Source organism: Mycobacterium sp. TY815, from assembly GCF_030755135.1.
Classification (GTDB): Bacteria; Actinomycetota; Actinomycetes; order Mycobacteriales; family Mycobacteriaceae; genus Mycobacterium.
The window spans coordinates 439490-460020 of record NZ_JAUFRX010000001.1; the positions used below are offsets into that span (position 1 = coordinate 439490).

Consider the following 20531-nt stretch of genomic DNA (forward strand, 5'->3'; position numbering starts at 1 on the left):
CGAGTTGGCTGGACGGCCGCGGCTCGAGTCGGTCCGAGAGGTGCCGATACGAGTCGAGGAAAGTCCGGACTTCACAGAGCAGGGTGATTGCTAACAGCAATCCGAGGTGACTCGCGGGACAGTGCCACAGAAAACAAACCGCCACCGCTGCGGTGGTAAGGGTGAAACGGTGCGGTAAGAGCGCACCAGCATCCCGGGTGACCGGGGTGGCTAGGCAAACCCCACCCGAAGCAAGGCCAAGAAGGCCGCACCAAAAGTGCGGCCGCGCAGACGTTCGAGGGCTGCTCGCCCGAGTCTGCGGGTAGGCCGCTCGAGGCACCCGGCAACGGTGTGTCCAGATGGATGGTCGTCGCCGTGCCGCCGTGGATTAAAGCCGCGGCGGTGGGGAACAGAATCCGGCTTACAGGCCAACTCGTCCGCCTTCTGCGCTCGATGCCGGCTGTCTCTCAATGCCGGCTCTTGCGCACCGCCTTGTCCAGCTTGTGCAGTGCCGAACCCAGCTGTTCGCGACTGACTTCGGCGATCTCGCTCTCCTGCCGGTAGAGCAGGCCGTAGGTGAAGGTGTCTTCGCCCGCGAGGTGCGCCGCGTGGGCCTGGGACAGCAGGTGTTCGCGGCTGACCACGCTGTCCTGGTGATCGCCGAGTACGGTCTGAATCGCCTTGGCTTGCTGCGCAACCTGACTCGCACCGGTGGCGGAAGCGGTGTAGCGCAGGCGCTTGGCCCGCTTGCGGATCACGTGCAGCGTCTCATCGGCGTCTTCGGCGTGTGCGGCTTCGGCGGCCTTGAAGGCTTTGGTGGCCTTGCGGACGCGCTTGTAGGCCGCATCGATGGTCACCGGACGCGGTTCCTGACCGAACGCGGTGGCCGGAGGCTCGGCCACCATCGCGTCGAGTGCGTCCAGCAGGCGGAAGTACCGCTTGGAGCGCATCGCGGCCAGCGAGCGCCGAAGACCGAGCTGGTAACGGCGCTGGGCTCCGTTGACGAGCCGCTCGGCCACCGGTCCGCGAACCAGTTCGGGCGCCAACTGACTTAGCTGGCGCTCGTAACGCTCGGCGAGTACTTCGGCGTCGCGCGCCACACCCAGGATCCCGGCCAGCTCGCGCAGTTCGTCGAGAACCCATGCGCCGTCGGCCAGTCCGAACGAGTCCTGGGAATCCTTGAGCAGGCTGCGGATCTTGCGGATGGTGACCCGCATCTGGTGGACGGAGTCGTGCGCGTCCGCGCGCACGGCACGGTCCCACTTCAGCAGCTCCTCTACCTGCTCGGCCACCGCGCGGTGCACCGGATCGGATGGGGGAGCGGGCGTCTGCTTGGCCGGACCATCCGAGTCCAGCACCCGGCTCAGCTTCGAGCCGTGTCCGGCGGGGGAGGCGCCGGCGTCCAGCAACCGATTGCTCAGCCGATTCAGCAGCTCATGGCCGGCCGAGCGCTTCTTGTCGGAGTCGGCATCGAGGACCTCGACTTCCCATTCGCGCCACTGCTGCTCGGCGGGGCCGGTGTCGGAGTCGCTGGAGGCTGACCATGCGGTGACGTGGTCGTCGGAGAACTCCGCCAGCGCGTTGCCCTTGTCGTCGTAGAGGACCTGGCTTTCGCGCCGGGTGGTGATGCGTGCGACGGGTGCGACCGGGTGGTCGCGCACGATGGCGAGCACCACGTCAAGCAACTCGGCCGGCACCGTGTCTTTGACGTCGGATGCGTCGATCGGGGCGTGCACCTCGGTGCGCGCGTCCGCTCCCGCAGGCAACTTCAGGTGCCAGCCGGCGTCGTGTCCACCGGTGCGCCGGCGCAGGGTGATGCGGTTGCGCGCCAGGTCCTGCGTCGCGGTGTCGAAATAGACCGCGTCCAGTTCATGGGTGGGGGATTTGTCCACGCTGGACACCGCTGCGATGCCCTCGAACGAGGGGGAGACCGTCGACTCGACCACGTCGAACTTTCGCTCGACCTCCAGATGTCGCGCCGTCTTTGGCGCTTTAGCAGGCATTTCTTCTCCGTGAGAACACGTTGCGGCCGAGCAGAGTGGCTTGTCGGCGCCGAACGATAGGCCCCCATAGCCTGCCACACGGAGGTTGCCGCGCCGCCTACGGCATGTTCGTATCGACGTGCCGGACGTACCACCTATCGTGTGCGATGTGGTACCGGTCGTCGGGACGCCGGTCGCGAGTGTGAAGGAGCTTTCCATGTTGATGACCCGCGTGGTCGCCGGCGGAATCGCTGCCGGCGCGGTAAGTGCCGCAATGCTTTTCGGTGCCGCAGGATCGGCAGGAGCGGACCCGGAGCCGGCGCCGCCGAACTGTACTGCGGCCGACCTCGCCGGAATATCGGCCGGTGTGGCCGCGTCCACCTCGGCCTACCTGTTCGCGCATCCGGACGTCAACGACTTCTTCACCAGCCTGAAGGGTCTCACCCGCGAAGAGATGCGCGACAGGCTGCAGCAATACATGGATGCCAATCCGGATGTGCACGCCGACCTGCAGGGCATCCGGCAGCCGGTCACGGACTTCCGGGCCCGGTGCGGGGCGCCGGCGCCCACGTCCTAGGTACTGATGGCGGCGACCCGCGGCGCGCGGCCGGGGGCCGCGCTTGCGATCGCCGCGGGATCGATGGCGGCGACCCGCGGCGCGCGGCCGGGGGCCGCGCTTGCGATCGCCGCTAGAAGCAGTGCTCTTCGGCCGGGAACGCGCCGGTGGCCACTTCCTCGGCGTATTGCCTTGCGGCGCGGCCTAATTCGGCACCCACATCGGCGAACCGCTTGACGAAGCGGGCAGACTTGCCGCCGCTCATCCCGGCCATGTCCTGCCACACCAGGACCTGGCCGTCGCAGTTGGGCCCGGCGCCGATCCCGATCGTGGGGATGGTGAGCTTGCCGGTGATCTGAGTGGCCAGTTCGGCGGGCACCATCTCCATGACCACGGCGAATGCGCCGGCTTCGGCGACGGCGATGGCGTCGGCGATGGTCTGTTCAGCGGCGTCGCCGCGGCCCTGGACCTTAAATCCGCCGAGGGTGTTGACGCTCTGCGGGGTGAAACCGATGTGGGCCATGACCGGGATGCCGGCCGCGCTCAGGCAGGCGATCTGCTCGGCGACCCGCTCGCCGCCTTCGAGCTTGACGGCGTGGGCGCCGCCTTCCTTCATGAACCGGGTGGCGGCCGCCAGCGCGGCCGCGGGCCCCGCCTCGTAGCTGCCGAACGGCAGGTCAGCGACAACCAGCGCGTGTGGGGCACCCCGCACCACGCCGCGGACCAGCGGGATGAGTTCGTCGATCGAGATCGGCACCGTGGTGTCGTAGCCGTAAACGACGTTGGCCGCCGAGTCGCCGACCAGCAGCACCGGAATGCCTGCCTCGTCGAAAACCCGCGCGGTCGAGTAGTCGTACGCCGTCAGCATGCCCCAGCGGTGACCTTCGGCTTTCCACTTCTGCAGATGGTGGGTGCGAATCTTGGGCCGGGGCGCTTGAGGGGCTGAAGCGGGGCCGGAGCCGTAAACGTTTTCAGACATCATTGTCCTCAGGTGATGGTCGGGTCGATCCTCGTGGCCCTTGGCTGGGTCCCCGGGTTCGTCTGACGTCCCCAGTCTGCCATCTTGTCAAGATCGATGCATCGTGTGGTGCGCCACGGGTCTTGATCGCAGCCGACCGGACGCAGCCGATGGAGCCAATCCTCGGCCTCGGTTGGTCTTCGGAGGAGCGGGAATTCGGTTCGAATTGCCGGCCGTTCTCGTTGTCGACCCGTCGCAACGGGTGATATAAGAGAATCGCACCAGCAGCCCGCATGGCCGGGTGCAGAATGGAGAGTCGCTACCGCGCTGCTTTGAATACATGACGTCTGAGTATCTGCTGGTCGGTTCTCACGCCGCCGCTCAGGGGGAAACGTCTTGCTCCGGCCTGTGTCTATGTCCGGACTGGGCGTTGAAAGCGAAATTGCGCGAAGTTACCTGCCGGGAGCCTTTTCGGTACGACCGCACCAATCGGTCGCAGAGTCTGTCGCCTGGCTTGCTGCTATGTCGAGGCAAAAGCCGCCGGTCAGAATCGCATGATGGCGGGTCAACAGGGTCCTTTCGGATTGGCCACCTGCCGTTATCGATGCCAGTCGAATCTGAATATGTGGTGTACAGACTGGGCTGGGTAAATTGACCCATTGTGATGTATTCATGGGCATCAAAGCGCAGGTTGGAGTACCTATCTTCGATTCTTGAACGCAAACGAAGAGGCCGTCCGAGTTGAACAAAATAAAATGAATTTTTCTCGCATCATTTCCCAGTTCATCGAGTAAAGTGCCGACTCGATTGAGAATGTGCTCAGCTTTGAGCTGAGCCTGGCGAAGGGAAACTCCCGATGACCTCTTTCGTGTTGGCCTTACCCGCAGACATCAGCGCGGCATCTGCTGATCTGACCCGCGTCATGACGACGATCGGGCAGGCCAAAGCGGCGGCGGCCAGCTCGACAACGCAGATCGCCGCTGCCGCACAAGATGAGGTGTCGGCGGCGGTCGCGAACCTGTTCGGCGAATTCGGTCAGGAGTTCCAGGCTCTCAGTGCGCAGGCGACGTTGTTTCACGAGCGATTCGCGGCAGCGGTGAGCTCTGCGGGGCTGGCCTACGCGGGCGCCGAGGCCGCCGCGGCATCGCCGCTGCAGACGTTCGAAGACGTTATTTTGGGTGTGATCAACGCGCCGACCAACGCTTTGTTGGGGCGTCCGCTCATCGGCAATGGCGCAAATGGTGCGCCGGGTCAGCCCGGTGGCGCCGGGGGCCTGCTGTACGGAGACGGCGGCAATGGAGGTTCCGGTGCCGCGCCGGGGCAGGCTGGCGGGGCCGGCGGGGCTGCGGGCCTGTTCGGCAACGGTGGTGCCGGTGGGGCCGGTGGTACCGGCGCCAGCGGGGGAGCAGGCGGCTCCGCGCTGCTCTTCGGCAATGGTGGTGCAGGTGGTGCCGGTGGCGTCGGGCCGGGTGGCGGCTCCGGCGGGGTCGGCGGCAGCGGGGGCGCCGGCGGGTACCTGGGCGGTTTCGGTGGAGCCGGTGGTGTCGGCGGCGCTGGCGGCGCAGGCACCGGCCCTACGGGTGCCGGGGGTACCGGCGGAGTGGGCGGCGCTGGTGGTGCCGGCCGGACACTGATCGGTTGGGGCGGCGGTGCGGGCGGCGCGGGTGGCGTAGGCGGCGGGGGCGCGTTGGGCAATGCAACGACCGGCTTGGCCGGTGGCGTCGGTGGTGCGGGGGGTCAGGGTGGCGCCGGTGGCAGTGAATTCGGATTGTTCAGCACCGCCGGCGCGGGCGGCGCGGGCGGCAACGGTGGTCTGGGCGGCGACGGCCTTGCCGGAGTCAACGGTGCCGCATTCGGAATACCGGGCGGCGTTGGTGGCAACGGCGGAGCCGGTGGTGACGCCGGCCTGGGTGGTGCGGGCGGGTCCGCCGTTCTGGGATCCGCTGGGGCGGCAGGCTTGGCGGGTGTCGGTGGGAACGGGGGTCATGGCGGCGGCGGTGGCGCCGGCGGTACGACCGCCACGGGTGTCGCGCTGGATGGCGGTAGAGGTGGTGACGGCGGTGCGGGCGGTGCGGGCCGGATCGGCGGTACCGGCGGCGACGCCGGTGATGGTGGTGCCGGGGCGGCCGGCCAGAACAGCGGTGTGAAACCTTTCGGTGGCACCGGTGGCGACGGCGGAGTCGGTGGCAAGGGGGGCAACGCATTTGCAGGCGGAACAGGCGGTACGGGCGGTCACGGCGGCGCCGGTGGCCAGGGCGGGGCCGGCGGTGACGCGAGCCCGGCCATCGTTACCACGTTCAGCGGCGACGGCGGTGATGGCGGTAACGGCGGGGCCGGAGGCGCCGGCGGCGGCACACCTAACGGCGGGACAAACGGCACTGGCGGCATCGGCGGGAGTGGCGGTAACGGCGGCAGGGGTGGCGACAATTACGACCCGACGATCTCCATCGTCGCCGGGGGCGGTGGTGGCGGAGGTGCTGGGGGCATAGGCGGTAGTGCCGGCACGGGTACCGGTGGTGGCGGCAGCAGCGGTCTGGGCGGTGGCGGCGGCACCGGCGGCACCGGCGGTTCAGCGCTTGTCAGCCTCCTCGGCAATACGAGCTTTGCCGCCGGCGGCGCCGGAGGCACCGGCGGTAGCGGAACCCTGACATCTGCCGGGACCGGTGGCGGCGGTGGCGGTGGTGGTGTGACTCAAGGCACCGGGAGTATGACGGCCGGTGGTGGCGGTGGTGGCGGCACTGGCGGCATCGCCGGCAATGGCGGAGAAGGCGGCAATGTTCAAACGGCAACCAAGACGTATGTCGGCGGCGTCGGCGGAACTGGCGGAAACGGCGTTGGTGGCGGTGGCGGGAGCGGTGCGTACTCCTCCACGTTCAACAGCAATGGTGGCCTTCCGGGCAAGGATGGATCGGTCGGCGGGGCAGGCGGCCTCCCCGCTGGCCCACCCCAAAACCCCGGCGGCAACGGCGCCACAGCCGGTAACGGAGGTAGCGGCGGCGGAACGGTTTCCGCCCTCGGGGGCAAAGGACACGATGGACGATCGTGATCAAAGTCTGTCGATTTTCCGCGGCAAACGGTGCGCCGTATCTGATGCTGCTCGGCGCCCGGTAATCGGCCGCTAACCTGCGTCTTGTGTCGGCTCTGGCAGCATATGGTGCCATGTGCCCAACTCGCCGCGACAAGTTCGCGCGCACGCTGCTGATCTGGACCGCGCTGGCCTCCGTGGTGCTGGTCCTGACGGGTTGTGTGCGCGTCGTCGCCGGCAAGGCGCACATGTCCGAGCCGCGGCTGGGCCAGCCCGTGGTGTGGACGCCGTGCCGCAGCTCGAATCCGAACGCGAAGATTCCCGGCCACGCCATGTGCGGCAAGCTCGCCGTACCCGTCGATTACGACCACCCCGACGGTGACGTGGCGTCGCTGGCGTTGATCCGGTTTCCGGCCAGCGGCGAGAAGATCGGCTCGCTGGTCATCAACCCCGGCGGTCCCGGCGAATCCGGAATCGAGGCCGCGCTGGGCGTCTTCCAGAGCCTGCCCAAGCGGGTGCACGAACGGTTCGACCTGGTCGGCTTCGACCCGCGCGGCGTGTCCAGCTCGCGCCCGGCGATCTGGTGCAACTCCGACGCCGACAACGACCGGTTGCGGGCCGAACCCCAGGTCGACTACAGCCAGGCCGGGGTGGCCCGCATGGAAAACGAGACCAAGCAGTTCGTGCAGCGCTGCGTCGACAAGATGGGCAAGAACTTTCTGGCCAATGTGGGAACCGTCAACGTCGCCAAGGACCTCGACGCCATCCGCAAGGCGCTGGGCGACGCGAAACTGAGCTACCTCGGCTACTCGTACGGGACCCGCATCGGGTCGGCCTACGCAGAGGCCTTCCCGCAGAACGTGCGGTCCATGATCCTCGACGGCGCGGTCGACCCCAACGCCGACCCGATCGAGGCAGACCTGCGGCAGGCCAAGGGATTTCAGGACGCGTTCAACGACTATGCCGCCGACTGCGCCAAAGACTCGAGCTGCCCGCTGGGCAACGACCCGAACAAGGCCGTCGAGGTCTACCACAACCTGGTCGACCCGCTGGTCGACCCGGACAACCTGGCGGTGAGCCGCCCGGCGAAGACCAAGGATCCGCGCGGACTGAGCTACAGCGATGCCATCGTCGGCACCATCATGGCGCTGTACTCGCCGAACCTATGGCATCACCTGACCGACGGTCTCAAGGAGCTGGCCGACGAACAACGCGGCGACACGATGCTCGCGCTGGCCGACATGTACATGCGCCGCGATTCCAAGGGGCATTACAACAACTCCACCGATGCCCGCGTGGCGATCAACTGCGTTGACCAGCCACCGATCACCGATCGCGCCAAGGTCATCGACGAAGACCGCCGGTCCCGGGAGCTGGCACCGTTCATGAGCTACGGCAAGTTCACCGGCGACGCCCCGCTGGGCACCTGCGCATTCTGGCCGGTGCCGCCGACCAGTCGGCCGCACGCCGTCTCCGCACCCGGCCTGGCTCCGACGATCGTCGTATCGACCACCCACGACCCCGCCACGCCGTACCAGGCCGGCGTCGACCTGGCCTCCCAGTTGAAGGGTTCGCTGTTGACCTACAACGGAACCCAGCACACGGTGGTGTTCCAGGGCGAGAACTGCGTCGACGACTACATCACGTCCTATCTGATCAACGGCACCACACCACCCAGTGGCGCGACCTGCTGACCTGTCCACTGTGACGTCTGCGACGACCCGTCGGCGTGTCCGGTCGCGAAATTCACAGTCGGCGCAAGGCGCTGGGAGATCGACACCCGGCCAGACGCGCCGTCCCCTGCGACACCCGGCGCGACGCGCCGTCCGTATCGATTAGTGACCAAGGCGTAATTGTTCCGCGTCCAACCGGCCTATTTGAAGTGAGACGATTTCCGCCATGTTGCGCCTGAGACTGGTGAGCTCGGCGCTGTTGTCGTCCGGACTGGTTCTTCTGCAGTCGTCGGCACTCCCGCTCGCCGCAGCGACCCCCGAACCCGACACCGGCACCGGTCAGGCCCAGGTCCCCGCGGCCGCCACGACCCCGCAACAGAGTTGGGGTCCCTGCAACGCATTCGTCGGCGACACCGCAGACATCCCCACCGCGCGCTGCACGACAGTGTCGGTTCCCGTCGATTACGACAAACCCACTGGGGCACAGGCGAAGTTGGCCGTGATCCGCGTCCCGGCGACCGGTCAGCGGATCGGCTCCCTGTTGGTCAACCCCGGCGGACCCGGAGCCTCGGCCGTCGACATGGTGGTGGGCATGGCGCCCGATCTCAAGAACTCCGAGATCAGCCAGCACTTCGACCTGGTGGGATTCGACCCACGCGGAGTGGGTCATTCGACACCGGCATTGCGCTGCCGCTCGGACGTGGAGTTCGACGCCTACCGGCGCGACCCGATGGTCGACTACAGCCCGACCGGGGTGGCCCACATCGAGCAGGTGTACCGCGAGCTGGCCCAGCACTGTGCCGAACGGATGGGACTGCCGTTCCTGGCCAACACCGGCACCGCGTCGGCCGCGCGCGACATGGACATGGTGCGGCAGGCGCTCGGCGACGAGCAGATCAACTACCTCGGCTACAGCTACGGCACTGAGCTGGGAACCGCCTATATCGAGCGGTTCGCGCCCCATGTGCGGGCCATGGTGCTCGACGGTGCCATCGACCCGACGATCAACCCCATCGACGAGACGGTCAACCAGATGGCCGGATTCCAAACGGCTTTCAACGATTACGCGGCCGACTGCGCCAAATCGACGGCCTGCCCGCTGGGCACGGATCCGGCTCAGTGGGTCACCCGCTACCACGCCCTGATCGATCCGCTGGCGACCCGGCTGGGCAAGACGTCCGATCCGCGCGGCCTGAGCTACGCAGACGCCACCACCGGCACCATCAACGCGCTCTACACGCCCCAGCACTGGAAGTACCTGACCAGCGGCCTTTTGGGACTGCAGCGCGGAACCGACGCGGGTGACCTGCTGTTGCTGGCCGACGACTACAACGGCCGCGACAAACAGGGTCACTACGACAACGGTCAGGATGCGTTCAACGCGATTCGATGTGTCGACGCGCCGACGCCGACAGATCCCGCGTCCTGGGTCTCAGCGGATCAACGCATCCGTCAGGTGGCTCCCTTCCTGAGCTATGGCCAATTCACCGGCGCCGCCCCGCGCGACATCTGCGCGCTGTGGCCGGTGCCGGCGACCTCGGCCCCGCATGCCGCGTCGCCGGCCCCGCCCGGCAAGGTCGTCGTGGTCTCCACCACCCACGATCCGGCCACTCCCTACCAGGCGGGCGTGGATCTGGCCCGGCAACTGGGCGGCTCGCTGATCTCTTTCGACGGGACCCAGCACACCGTGGTCTTTGACGGCAACCAGTGTGTGGACAGCGTGATCGTGCGTTACTTCCTGGATTTGACGCTGCCACCGCCGAACCTTCGCTGTCAGGCCTGAGTATCCGCAACGTGTCTGGCGTGGCATCGGTAACACGGATTTAACAGAGCGTGCCTAGTGTGCGGGTATGGATCGGCAGAAGGAATTCGTCCTGCGCACACTGGAAGAGCGCGACATCCGTTTCGTGCGGCTGTGGTTCACGGATGTGCTCGGATTCCTCAAGTCGGTCGCGATAGCGCCGGCTGAACTCGAGGGCGCCTTCGAGGAAGGCATCGGCTTCGACGGGTCCTCCATCGAGGGCTTCGCACGCGTCTCGGAGTCCGACACCGTCGCGCACCCGGATCCCTCCACGTTCCAGGTGCTGCCCTGGGCCACCCGGACCGGCCACCATCACTCCGCGCGGATGTTCTGCGACATCACCATGCCCGACGGGTCGCCGTCGTGGGCCGACCCGCGCCACGTGCTGCGCCGTCAACTGCAAAAGGCCAACGACCTCGGCTTCTCCTGCTACGTGCACCCCGAAATCGAGTTCTTCTTGCTCAAGCCGGGCGCCGAGGACGGCACCGAACCCGTTCCGATCGACAACGCCGGGTATTTCGACCAGGCCGTGCACGAGTCGGCATCCAAGTTCCGTCGCCATGCGATCGAGGCGCTGGAGTTCATGGGTATCTCGGTGGAGTTCAGTCACCACGAGGGCGCGCCCGGTCAGCAGGAGATCGACCTGCGGTTCGCCGACGCGCTGTCGATGGCCGACAACGTGATGACCTTCCGGTACATCATGAAAGAGGTTGCGCTGGAAGAAGGTGTGCGGGCCACGTTCATGCCCAAGCCGTTCGGCCAGCACGCGGGTTCTGCGATGCACACCCACATGAGCCTTTTCGAAGGCGACGTCAACGCTTTCCACAGTGACGACGATCCGCTGCAGTTGTCGGAGGTCGGTAAGTCGTTCATCGCCGGGATCCTCGAGCACGCCTCGGAGATCAGTGCCGTGACCAACCAGTGGGTGAACTCCTACAAGCGGCTGGTGCACGGCGGCGAGGCCCCCACCGCTGCGTCTTGGGGCGCGGCCAACCGCTCGGCGTTGGTGCGGGTACCGATGTACACGCCGCACAAGACGTCCTCCCGGCGGATCGAGGTGCGCAGCCCCGACTCCGCGTGCAACCCCTACCTTGCCTTCGCGGTGCTGCTGGCCGCCGGCCTGCGCGGGGTGGAGAAGGGCTACGTGCTGGGCCCGCAGGCCGAGGACAACGTCTGGGACCTCACGCCCGAGGAACGCCGCACCATGGGCTACCGCGAGTTGCCGTCCAGCCTGGACAACGCGCTGCGCGCCATGGAGGCGTCCGAACTGGTCGCGGAGGCGTTGGGAGAGCACGTCTTTGACTTCTTCCTGCGCAACAAGCGCAGCGAATGGGAGAACTACCGCAGCCACGTCACACCATTCGAGCTGCGCTCCTACCTGTCGCTGTAACCCGGGCGGCAATCACGCCGGAGCGGTTGCGCTACCGTCAGTATCGTGGGCGCCACTCCTTCTCATCGCTTCGCGATGCATCGTCGTCGGCGGGAGTCGTGACCAAGCCCGCGACGCAGCGACCCAGGTTGCCCAGCGTCGGCCGGCTCGGCTTGATGGATCCGCCCGCGGGCGACCGGCTGGCGCAGCTGGGTTGGGACAAACACGACGACCAGGCGCACGTCGATCTGCTCTGGGCGCTCTCGCGTGCCCCCGATGCCGACGCCGCACTGCGCGCCCTGGTCCGGCTGTCCGAGAACCCTGACATCGGCTGGGACGAGCTGAGCATTGCGCTGCTCACCGAGCGCAGCCTGCGCGGTCGGCTGTTCGCCGTGCTGGGTTCCTCGCTGGCGCTGGGTGACCATGTCATTGCCAACCCACATTCCTGGAAGTTGCTGCGCGGCAAGGTCAAACTGCCCAGCCGCGAGAAGCTGAACCAGACCTTCCTGCGCTGCGTCGAGGAATGCTCGGGTGCGCCGGGCACGATCGTGCACCGGCTGCGCTCGGTGTACCGCGACCAGCTGCTGGTGCTCGCGGCACTCGACCTGGCCGCGACGGTCGAGGACGAGCCGGTGCTGCCGTTCGTCACCGTCGCCGCGCAGCTGGCCGACACCGCCGACGCCGCGCTGGCCGCGGCACTGCGGGTGGCCGAAGAGTCGGTGTGCGGCGACCGCACCCCACCCCGGCTGGCCGTCATCGCGATGGGTAAATGCGGTGCGCGCGAACTGAACTACGTCAGCGACGTAGACGTGATCTTCGTCGGGGAGCGCGCGGACGCGATCACCACCAGGGTGGCCAGCGAGATGATGCGGCTCGCGTCGTCGGCGTTCTTCGAGGTGGACGCCGCGCTGCGCCCTGAGGGGCGCCACGGTGAATTGGTCCGGACGGTCGAGTCGCACATCGCCTACTACCAGCGCTGGGCGAAGACCTGGGAGTTCCAGGCGCTGATGAAGGCGCGGGCCGCGGTCGGTGACGCCGAACTCGGCCGGCGCTACCTCGAGGCGCTGACGCCGATGGTGTGGACGGCGTGCGAGCGTGAGGATTTCGTCTCCGAGGTGCAGGCCATGCGGCGCCGGGTGGAGCAACTGGTGCCCGCCGACATCCGCGGCCGCGAACTGAAGCTCGGCAGCGGTGGCCTTCGTGATGTCGAGTTCGCCGCCCAGCTGCTGCAGCTGGTACACGGACGCGGCGACGAATCACTACATGTCGCGTCCACGGTGGACGCGCTGGCCGCGCTGGGCGAGGGGGGCTACATCGGCCGCGAGGACGCGGCGAACATGATCGCCTCCTACGAGTTCCTGCGGCTGCTCGAGCATCGGCTGCAGCTGCAACGGCTCAAGCGCACCCACCTGCTGCCGGAGCCCGGAGACGAGGAGGCGGTGCGCTGGCTGGCGCGCGCCGCGCACATCCGGCCCGACGGCCGCCACGACGCGGCCGGGGTGCTGCGCGAGGAACTCAAACACCAGAACGTCCGGGTGTCCCGGCTGCATGCCAAGCTGTTCTACCAGCCGCTGCTGGAGTCGATCGGCCACGCCGGGCTGGAGATCGTCGGCGGCCGCATGACGTCCGAGGCGGCGGAGCGTCAGCTGGCCGCGCTCGGTTACGAGGGCCCGCAAATTGCCCTGAAGCACATGTCGGCGTTGGTGAATCAGAGTGGGCGGCGCGGCCGGGTGCAATCCGTGCTGCTGCCGCGCCTGCTGGACTGGCTGTCCTATGCCCCAGATCCGGACACCGGGCTGCTGGCGTATCGGCGGCTCAGCGAGGCGCTGTCCTCGCAGAGCTGGTACCTGGCGACGTTGCGCGACAAGCCGACGGTGGGCAAGCGCCTCATGCATGTGCTGGGCACCTCCGCCTACGTGCCGGATCTGCTGATGCGCGCACCTGAGGTGATCCAGAACTACGGCGACCGGCCCTCTGGCCCGATGCTGCTCGAGGCCGAACCCGCCGCGGTGGCGCGGGCGCTGGTTGCCTCTGCGGGACGCCACGCCGACCCGGCCCGGGCCATCGCCGCCGCCCGCACCCTGCGCCGTCGGGAGCTCGCGCGCGTCGGCTCGGCGGACCTGCTGGGCATGCTCGAGGTCACCGACGTGTGCGCCGCGCTCACCTCGATCTGGGTGGCCGTGCTGCAGGCCGCGCTGGATGCGACGATCCGGGCCAATTTGCCCGAGGACGGCCGCGCCCCCGCGGTGATCGCGGTGATCGGGATGGGTCGCCTCGGTGGTGCCGAGTTGGGCTACGGCTCGGATGCCGATGTCATGTTTGTCTGCGAAACGGCCAACGGCGCCGCGGATTCGCACGCGATGAAATGGGCCAACTCGATCGCCGAGCAGGTCCGAAAGCAGTTGGGCCAGCCCAGCGTCGACCCGCCGCTGGAGGTCGATGCCAACCTGCGACCGGAGGGTCGCAACGGTCCGCTGGTCCGCACGCTGGCGTCCTACGAGGCCTATTACGCGCAGTGGGCGCAGCCGTGGGAGATTCAGGCGCTGCTGCGGGCCCACGCCGTGGCCGGTGACCTGGAACTGGGTCAGCGCTTCCTGCTGATGGTCGACAAGACGCGCTACCCGCCCGACGGCGTGTCGGCCGAGGCGGTGCACGAGATCCGCCGCATCAAGGCGCGCATCGAGTCCGAGCGGTTGCCGCGCGGCGCCGATCCCAACACCCACACGAAGCTGGGGCGCGGGGGACTGGCCGACATCGAATGGACGGTTCAGTTGCTGCAGCTCCGGCATGCGCACGAGATCCAGGCTCTGCACAACACGTCCACGCTGCAGTCCCTGGATGTCATCGCCGAATACGGTCTGGTCGACCAGGAAGAGGTCGAACTGTTGCGCCAGGCGTGGCTCACGGCGACGCGGGCCCGCAATGCCCTGGTACTGGTCCGCGGCAAGCCCACCGACCAGTTGCCCGGGCCGGGGCGTCAGCTCAACGCCGTCGCCGTGGCGGCGGGCTGGCACAACGACGACGGCGGCGAATTTTTGGACAACTATCTTCGGGTGACAAGGCGGGCAAAAGCCGTGGTGCGCAAGGTGTTCGGAAGTTGACCCAGGATGCCGGAGCGCTGGGCGCCCTGTTCGAGGTGCTCAGTGCGCCCGAAGCCGACCGGGTGACCGCCCTGTACGCACCGCTGGCCGACGCCGTCCGCGACCTCCTCGACGCCACCGTTCGCACCGAGGTCGACGCCGACACCGTCGCCCAGGCCCAGGCCGCGATCGAGGCGGTCACCCGGTCGCTGCGGCAACGCACCCGGCCCGTCGGGGTGAGCTACCGCTTCGACGGCCGTCCGCTGCCGTTGGGCAACGCCGTCGTCGGCGCATGCAACCCGATCGCGCCCCCGCTGGTGGTACACCACGACGGCGGCGGACGATGCTGGGCCGACTTCGTGCTCGGCCAGGCCTACGAGGGGCCGCCGAAGCTGGTGCACGGCGGAGTCAGCGCCCTGGTGCTCGACCACATGCTCGGTGAGGCGGCCAGCGAGGGCCTCTCCAAGGCACGGTTCACCGGAACGATCACCGTGAAGTATCTGCGCGGCACGCCCTTGGGTCCGCTGCGCTCCGAAGCCTGGATAGACCGCAGGGAGGGCGTCAAAGTGTTTGCGCGCGGGTTCATTTCAGATGCCGAGGGAATCACCGTCGAATCCGAAGGCGTCTTCATCGAACCGGCATGGGCGCGCGACGGCGGGAACGGACAGTGAGGTTCTACGTCAGCAGCGCCTTCCTGAACACGCCCGACATCATCGAGATCGCCAAGGCCGCAGACGAACTCGGCTACGACGGGTTGGGCATACCCGATCACGTCGTCAACCTGGAGACACTGCAGACGCCCTACCCGTACACCAAAGACGGGTCGCGTCGCTGGCAGCCCTTCACCGACTGGCCCGACCCGTGGGTGCTCGTCGGTGCCCTCGCGCAGGTCACGACGCGGCTGAAGTTCGTCACCACGGTCTACATCCCAGCCATGCGCAATCCGTATTCAGCGGCGAAAGCCATTGGCACCGCGGCACTTCTGGCGTCGGGCCGGATCGAACTCGGAATCGGGGTGGGCTGGTGCCGCGAGGAGTTCGAGCTGATGGGGGAACAGTTCGCGGCGCGCGGCAAGCGGACCGAGGAAATGATCGACCTGATGCGCGAGCTGTGGTCGCCGGGCTGGACCGAGTTCGACGGCACGTTCTACCACGCGCCGCGCCTGGAGATGCAGCCGACGCCACCCCCGATTCCGGTCTACGTCGGCGGGCTCAGCGACATCGCGTTGCGCCGCGCCGCCCGCTACGACGGGTGGATCGGGGACCTGATCAACACCGAACGTGCGATCGAGGCGGTGGACAAGCTGCGGAAGCTGCGCGCCGAAAACGGTTTGTCGATGGAGGGTTTCACCATCCTGACCCCGCTGACCGACGCGTTCACCGTCGAGCACTACCGGCGCGCCGAGGAAGCGGGCATCACCGGCATCATCACCATGCCGTGGATGTTCTACGCCGGCCCGGAAGCGACCCTGTCCGAGAAGATCGACGGGCTGCGGCGCTTTCGCGAGGACCTCGCGCTCGACGGCTGAGGCCGCCCGCGATACTCCCAATATGGCTTTCACGGTCGTTTTCGCCAACGGAGAAGCCCGTGACTACAGTGCCTTCGACACCTTCGAGGTGACCGACGCGGGCGTGCTGGTCATCTCGATGAAGCGCGAGGACATCAGCCGGCACTTCGTGGCCCCGGGCGCCTGGCTGGAGGTTGTGGAGGTGGTGGACGGAACCCCGGTGCGGATGTCCCGCGGCATCATCGCGCATCGCCCCAAATTCTGAGGCTCCCGGCGTCACTGCCGATACGCCGTCGCGACGGCCAGCCAGTCATCGGTGGCCAGCCGGCTCCTGTTCGCCGGGTCGTAGCGCCTCAGCAGCCCGGCGACACCGATGTGTTCGGTCGATCGGAATCCGTGGCGAGCGAGGAGAGCATCGAGACCGTCTTCGGTGAAGTCGGAGCGATAGGGCTCGCCGCGCCGGGCCACCAACCGGGTGATGCGGTTGGCGCCCGGCCACGGTGTGCGAGCCGAGACGACACCGTCGCGGAGGTAGTCGACGATCAATCGACTGCCGGGTGCGCAGAGCTTCTGCAGGTCGCTCAAAGTCGCGTCGATGGCCTCGGAGGTGAGATACATGCTGACGCCGAGCCAGACGATCAGACTGGGCCGGACGGGGTCGAAGCCGGCCTCCAGCAGCCGCCGGTGTAGCACGTCGTGCTCGAAATCGCAGGATACCCAGACTGTTTGGGCACGTGGCGCGAGCCGCTCGACCACCGGCCGTTTATGCGCCTGGGTGGCGGGTGCGTCGACCTCGAACACCGTCACCGCGGCGTCGGCGAGCCGCAAGCAGGAGGTGTCGAAACCCGCGCCGAGCAGCACCAGCTGGTCGAGGCCCGCGTCGACCGCAGCGGAGCAGGCGTCGTCGGCGTAGCGCACCCGCAGCGCGATGTGGGCGTGCAGGCCGCCCCATACCCGGTCGAACACCCGAAGTGCGGCATCGGCGGTAACCGGGTGCGCCAGTGCGGCCCGCAACGCCGGATGCTCGACGAAGTGGCGGGACTGTGGGTCCTCGATGAGCCGGCGACTGGGTGGGCGCATGGATTCCGCGGCGCGCTGAGCCGCGTTGACCTGCGCCGTCAGGCTTGCCGTCCGGTCGAGACGTCGACGTGTTGCGGTGGGTGCCGTCATGTCTGCGACCTTACGAAAGAACCAGTTCATCGATAAGGTCCAATTCGATGTCTATTTCATGGACCAGTGAGCCCGGAGGGCTTGATCTCCACCTGGACCTGCCACCCGGCCGGGGCCGCCGGGTGGCGCTGGAAAGTGCGCTGCGACAAGCGATCCGGGACGGTCGTCTGGCTCCGGGACAGTGGTTGCCGTCCTCGCGGGCGTTGGCGACGCAACTCGAGATCGCCCGCGGAACCGTCGTGGAGGTGTACTCGCAACTCGCGGCCGAGGGATACCTGCGGACCCGGCCGGGCGCGGCAACCGAAGTGGCACAGGGTTCGTTGGCGCCGGCCCGTGCCAGCGCCCAACCTGCCGCGCCGCGTGTCGTGGCTGATTTCCGGTTGGGCCGTCCGGATCTGAGTATGTTCCCGCGCGAGGAGTGGCTACGTGCGCTGCGGCGCGCTCTGCACGTCACCGCACACGCCGAACTCGGCCCGGGTGACCCGCGCGGGTCCGCGCGTCTGCGTGCGGTACTGGCGGACTATCTGGGCCGGGTTCGGGGCGTGCTCACCAGCAGCGAGCACATCGTGATCTGCAGTGGATTCACCCAGGGCTTACGGCTGGTATGCGACGCGCTGGCCTGCCGTGGTGCCCGATCGGTTGCGCTGGAGAACCCCTGTCTTCCCGACCACCGCGCGATCGCCGAGTCGGCCGGACTCACGGTCCATCCCCTCGATGTCGACGGAAGTGGCGCGAACCCGGACGAATGGCCGGTATCGGCGGCAGCGGCGGTGCTCACCCCGGCTCACCAGGCTCCGCTGGGGATGACGCTCGACGCCCGCCGGCGCACCGCGTTCACCCGGATCGCCGCGGAGCGCGGCGCATATCTCATCGAGGACGACTACGACGGTGAGTTCCGGTATGACCGCCACCCCGTCGGCGCACTGCAGGGCCTTGCCCCCGAACAGGTCGTCTACGCCGGAAGCGCCAGCAAGAGCCTGGCACCGGGGCTGCGGCTGGGCTGGCTGGTGGTGCCCGGCGGGCTGGTCGAGGCGGTGACCGAGGCCAAGCGGCGGGCCGACCGAGGCACAGATGTGTTGGCGCAGTTGGCGCTGGCGGAGCTGATCGAGTCTGGTGCGCTGGACCGCCACGTGCGGCGCATGCGTCGCCGATACCGCGATCGCCGCGACGCGCTGGTGGAATGCCTGGCCGGCTGCGCACCCGAGATGGCGGTGCAGGGCATTTCCGCCGGACTACACGCCGTGATCTCGCTGCCGGCGGATCGCGCCGAGACCGCTGCGTTGCAGCTCGCGCGCAGGCGCAACGTCGCACTGACGGGTCTGGCCCCGTTCTGGCACGGCGCCGGATCGCGTAGCGCAGGAATCGTGGTCGGCTACGGCACCCCGCCCGAGCACGAATATGCCGGCGCGCTCGACCATCTCGGTCAATTGATGCGGGCTGTCACTTCTTGCTGGTGACCTGACGCAGATGCGCAATCTCGTTGCCCCACACCGAGCGGGCGCCGGTGTCACCGACCCGGTAGATCTGGATCATCGACGCGATGCCCACCACCACCGCGAGCACTGAGACGGCAGCTTTGGCGACCCGCCGTGGCTCGTCGGATCGGCGTTCGACCACGTGCAGCACGGCCAGCGCGATGGCGACGACCAGTAGGGCCACGGCGAAATAGACCATCCAGCTGCCGCGCTCCGCGTGTTGCTCCAGGATCGGGTCGGGGTTGCGGCGCAGATCGTAGAGCCACTCACCGGCCTCGACGGTGATCGGCGTCAACACCATGACGACGATCGACAGCGCCACATTGAGCCATACGATCTGCCCGCGGCGCACGGCCGGCCACAACGCGCAGAGGATCTCGAGCACCGCGGTCAGTGGCACCAGCACGACCAGGAAATGAACGAGCAGCACGTGCGCCGGCAACCCGCTGAATACGGTCATGGGGACTCCTGCCGTCGGGGTGTGGGTGGGCCTCCGATCCTGTCAGCCGTCGCTGTGCGGAAACTGTGGGGGTCAGGTGGGGGACTAAGGACTCTTGGCGAGCCTGCCCAGCGGGGCTGACGATTGAATTCGTCTCTGACATGGTGGCGGGAGGATTGGCCATGAATCGCGAAGTCTGCAAATTCCTATCGGGCTTCTTCGGGGCATTGGGCTGGGCGCACGCGGGGTACGCGATGGCGACGTCGGCCGGCCTCGTCAGCGAGCCGACTTTTCTCGGCAGAAGGTGGGGCGTCGGGTACATGTGGACCGAGGCCGCTGTTTACACCGCGATCGGTGCCGGGCTGGGATATCTCGGCTGGTTCGCTGCGGCTGAGGAGGCGCTGCCGCAGCCGGCCGATGAACTGACCCGCACCGCTTAGCTGTTCAGCGGGTAAAGGCGGATCACCGCATTCATCGGCTTAGTTGGCGGTGCAGGAATTCGGCTTGCGTGCAAGCAATCTCGTTGCGCAGAGGTTCCAGGTAGACGTCGAAGTGGCCGACCGGATAATGATGGATCTCCACGTTCGGCATGCGCGCCGCGAGCTTGGCCGCGAAGGTGGCTGAAGCCTGTAAATCCCGGTCTGCGAGACACATCAGAACCGGCATGTGCAGTCTTTCAGCAGTCCCGGTGCGGTAGCGAGGCAGGTCGAAGATCATGCGTGGCGCCAACGCGTTACGCCAGCCTACGGATTCGCCGCCGAGTTCGTCGAACGCTGCCTTCGCGTCGGGTTCGGTGAATACCGCGACGTGACCGGGTTCGGCGACCACCGGCACCAGGTGCGGTGCCCGTCCGGCCCGGTCGTGGACGATATCTCGCAGGGCCGCGGCGGTGAATTGTGCTGTGCGCCAAGTGATATCCCAGGTCAGCCGTTGACGTAAGCCACGGCCGCGATGCCAGCCCTCGATGACGGGAACCTGCGCGACCACCGCAGCGATAGCCGGGTCTTCGGAGGCCACCGTCAATACGTGGCCCCCGCTGAGGGAGGTGCCCCACAGCGCGATCCGGGCCGGGTCGACGCCCGAAAGATCCCGCGCGAAGCGCACCGCTGCCCGATAGTCTTCGTGTTGTTCTGCGATGTTGATGACTTGTCGCGGCTCGCCGGCGCTGGCTCCGAAGTGCCTGTAATCGAACGCCAGGACGGCCAGCCCCGCTGCGGCGAACCGTTCGGCGTAGCGGGGGAGTCCGAGTCGCTTGGTGCCGCTACCCCCATGTCCCATCACTACGCACGGCGCCTTCTCCTCACCAGTGTCGGGCCGGTAAAGGTCAGCTGCGCAACGTATTCCGCCAGATTCGAAAAATGCATCCTCAGGCACTGGCTTGGTCCGTTCCGCCGCAACATAGTGGTCCGGTGTCAAGCGTAGGCGAGGTTATCTGAACTGCACCGCGCTCTGCAGTGTGATCTCGGAGATGTCGGAATGACTCCCTCAAACCGCTCGGGGCAGGGCACCTTCGACGG

Annotated in this window: 16 protein-coding genes and 1 other RNA gene; 12 read left to right on the forward strand and 5 right to left on the reverse strand. The window is 67.6% G+C overall.

What is annotated here, in order from left to right; genetic code table 11:
- Nucleotides 1-419: RNase P RNA component class A (gene rnpB / locus QXK92_RS01815), an RNA gene on the forward strand.
- Nucleotides 420-446: 27 nt separating this feature from the next.
- On the opposite strand, the gene QXK92_RS01820 is transcribed toward rnpB, so the two are convergent.
- A complete protein-coding gene (locus QXK92_RS01820; RefSeq protein ID WP_306239967.1) occupies nt 447-1982 on the reverse strand; it encodes a CYTH and CHAD domain-containing protein in 1536 nt (511 codons plus the stop codon).
- A gap of 196 nt (nt 1983-2178) precedes the next feature.
- Between QXK92_RS01820 and QXK92_RS01825 the strand changes: the two genes are divergently transcribed.
- Nucleotides 2179-2538, forward strand: a complete 360-nt coding sequence (locus tag QXK92_RS01825) for a heme-binding protein (protein WP_306239968.1) — start codon at nt 2179-2181, stop codon at nt 2536-2538.
- Between the two features lie 112 nt (nt 2539-2650).
- On the opposite strand, the gene panB is transcribed toward QXK92_RS01825, so the two are convergent.
- Nucleotides 2651-3499 (reverse strand): 3-methyl-2-oxobutanoate hydroxymethyltransferase, encoded by an 849-nt coding sequence (gene panB / locus QXK92_RS01830; protein WP_371934481.1) that lies wholly within the window; start codon nt 3497-3499, stop codon nt 2651-2653.
- 832 nt (nt 3500-4331) lie between these two features.
- Here panB and QXK92_RS01835 point away from each other — a divergent pair.
- The 8 genes from QXK92_RS01835 (at nt 4332) to QXK92_RS01870 (ending at nt 16195) form a co-directional block, all read left to right on the forward strand.
- On the forward strand, nt 4332-6521 hold the full coding sequence (locus QXK92_RS01835; RefSeq protein WP_306239972.1) for a PE family protein: 2190 nt from the start codon (nt 4332-4334) through the stop codon (nt 6519-6521).
- Nucleotides 6522-6634: 113 nt separating this feature from the next.
- Entirely contained in the window at nt 6635-8194 is a 1560-nt protein-coding gene (locus QXK92_RS01840) for an alpha/beta hydrolase (RefSeq protein ID WP_306239973.1), read from the forward strand.
- 196 nt (nt 8195-8390) lie between these two features.
- Complete coding sequence (locus tag QXK92_RS01845; protein WP_306244108.1) at nt 8391-9956, forward strand: alpha/beta hydrolase; 1566 nt, start codon at nt 8391-8393, stop codon at nt 9954-9956.
- A gap of 67 nt (nt 9957-10023) precedes the next feature.
- On the forward strand, nt 10024-11364 hold the full coding sequence (locus QXK92_RS01850; protein WP_306239974.1) for a glutamine synthetase family protein: 1341 nt from the start codon (nt 10024-10026) through the stop codon (nt 11362-11364).
- A gap of 155 nt (nt 11365-11519) precedes the next feature.
- The gene (locus tag QXK92_RS01855; protein WP_371934530.1) at nt 11520-14444 is read left to right on the forward strand and encodes a bifunctional [glutamine synthetase] adenylyltransferase/[glutamine synthetase]-adenylyl-L-tyrosine phosphorylase; all 2925 of its coding nucleotides are present in this window, start codon (nt 11520-11522) and stop codon (nt 14442-14444) included.
- Nucleotides 14441-15094, forward strand: a complete 654-nt coding sequence (locus tag QXK92_RS01860) for a PaaI family thioesterase (RefSeq protein ID WP_306239977.1) — start codon at nt 14441-14443, stop codon at nt 15092-15094. The genes QXK92_RS01855 and QXK92_RS01860 overlap by 4 nt, the downstream gene beginning before the upstream one ends.
- Entirely contained in the window at nt 15091-15951 is an 861-nt protein-coding gene (locus QXK92_RS01865; protein ID WP_306239978.1) for a TIGR03619 family F420-dependent LLM class oxidoreductase, read from the forward strand. Before QXK92_RS01860 ends, QXK92_RS01865 begins: the two co-directional genes overlap by 4 nt.
- Nucleotides 15952-15973: 22 nt before the next feature.
- Entirely contained in the window at nt 15974-16195 is a 222-nt protein-coding gene (locus QXK92_RS01870) for a hypothetical protein (RefSeq protein WP_306239979.1), read from the forward strand.
- A gap of 11 nt (nt 16196-16206) precedes the next feature.
- Here the strand turns inward: QXK92_RS01870 and QXK92_RS01875 are convergent, their stop codons facing one another.
- A complete protein-coding gene (locus tag QXK92_RS01875) occupies nt 16207-17100 on the reverse strand; it encodes an SAM-dependent methyltransferase (RefSeq protein WP_306239980.1) in 894 nt (297 codons plus the stop codon).
- A gap of 47 nt (nt 17101-17147) precedes the next feature.
- Between QXK92_RS01875 and QXK92_RS01880 the strand changes: the two genes are divergently transcribed.
- Nucleotides 17148-18557: a PLP-dependent aminotransferase family protein gene (locus tag QXK92_RS01880; protein ID WP_306239981.1), complete on the forward strand. Its 1410-nt coding sequence runs from the start codon at nt 17148-17150 to the stop codon at nt 18555-18557.
- Here QXK92_RS01880 and QXK92_RS01885 read toward each other — a convergent pair.
- Nucleotides 18541-19035, reverse strand: coding sequence for a DUF2231 domain-containing protein (locus QXK92_RS01885; protein ID WP_306239982.1), 495 nt, complete (start codon nt 19033-19035; stop codon nt 18541-18543). The genes QXK92_RS01880 and QXK92_RS01885 overlap by 17 nt on opposite strands.
- A 161-nt stretch (nt 19036-19196) precedes the next feature.
- Between QXK92_RS01885 and QXK92_RS01890 the strand changes: the two genes are divergently transcribed.
- Complete coding sequence (locus QXK92_RS01890) at nt 19197-19454, forward strand: hypothetical protein (protein ID WP_306239983.1); 258 nt, start codon at nt 19197-19199, stop codon at nt 19452-19454.
- Between the two features lie 31 nt (nt 19455-19485).
- On the opposite strand, the gene QXK92_RS01895 is transcribed toward QXK92_RS01890, so the two are convergent.
- On the reverse strand, nt 19486-20388 hold the full coding sequence (locus tag QXK92_RS01895; RefSeq protein ID WP_306239984.1) for an alpha/beta hydrolase: 903 nt from the start codon (nt 20386-20388) through the stop codon (nt 19486-19488).
- Nucleotides 20389-20531 lie beyond the last annotated feature (143 nt).

Excerpts from the sequence above, each read along its gene's own strand:
- QXK92_RS01880 (WP_306239981.1), top strand. The coding sequence starts at position 17,148 with ATGTCTATTTCATGGACCAGTGAGCCCGGAGGGCTTGATCTCCACCTG.
- QXK92_RS01855 (WP_371934530.1), top strand. The coding sequence starts at position 11,520 with ATGGATCCGCCCGCGGGCGACCGGCTGGCGCAGCTGGGTTGGGACAAA.
- QXK92_RS01825 (WP_306239968.1), top strand. The coding sequence starts at position 2,179 with ATGTTGATGACCCGCGTGGTCGCCGGCGGAATCGCTGCCGGCGCGGTA.
- QXK92_RS01835 (WP_306239972.1), top strand. The coding sequence starts at position 4,332 with ATGACCTCTTTCGTGTTGGCCTTACCCGCAGACATCAGCGCGGCATCT.
- QXK92_RS01840 (WP_306239973.1), top strand. The coding sequence starts at position 6,635 with ATGTGCCCAACTCGCCGCGACAAGTTCGCGCGCACGCTGCTGATCTGG.
- QXK92_RS01870 (WP_306239979.1), top strand. The coding sequence starts at position 15,974 with ATGGCTTTCACGGTCGTTTTCGCCAACGGAGAAGCCCGTGACTACAGT.
- QXK92_RS01875 (WP_306239980.1), bottom strand. The coding sequence starts at position 17,100 with ATGACGGCACCCACCGCAACACGTCGACGTCTCGACCGGACGGCAAGC.
- QXK92_RS01820 (WP_306239967.1), bottom strand. The coding sequence starts at position 1,982 with ATGCCTGCTAAAGCGCCAAAGACGGCGCGACATCTGGAGGTCGAGCGA.
- panB (WP_371934481.1), bottom strand. The coding sequence starts at position 3,499 with ATGATGTCTGAAAACGTTTACGGCTCCGGCCCCGCTTCAGCCCCTCAA.
- QXK92_RS01890 (WP_306239983.1), top strand. The coding sequence starts at position 19,197 with ATGAATCGCGAAGTCTGCAAATTCCTATCGGGCTTCTTCGGGGCATTG.
- QXK92_RS01885 (WP_306239982.1), bottom strand. The coding sequence starts at position 19,035 with ATGACCGTATTCAGCGGGTTGCCGGCGCACGTGCTGCTCGTTCATTTC.
- QXK92_RS01850 (WP_306239974.1), top strand. The coding sequence starts at position 10,024 with ATGGATCGGCAGAAGGAATTCGTCCTGCGCACACTGGAAGAGCGCGAC.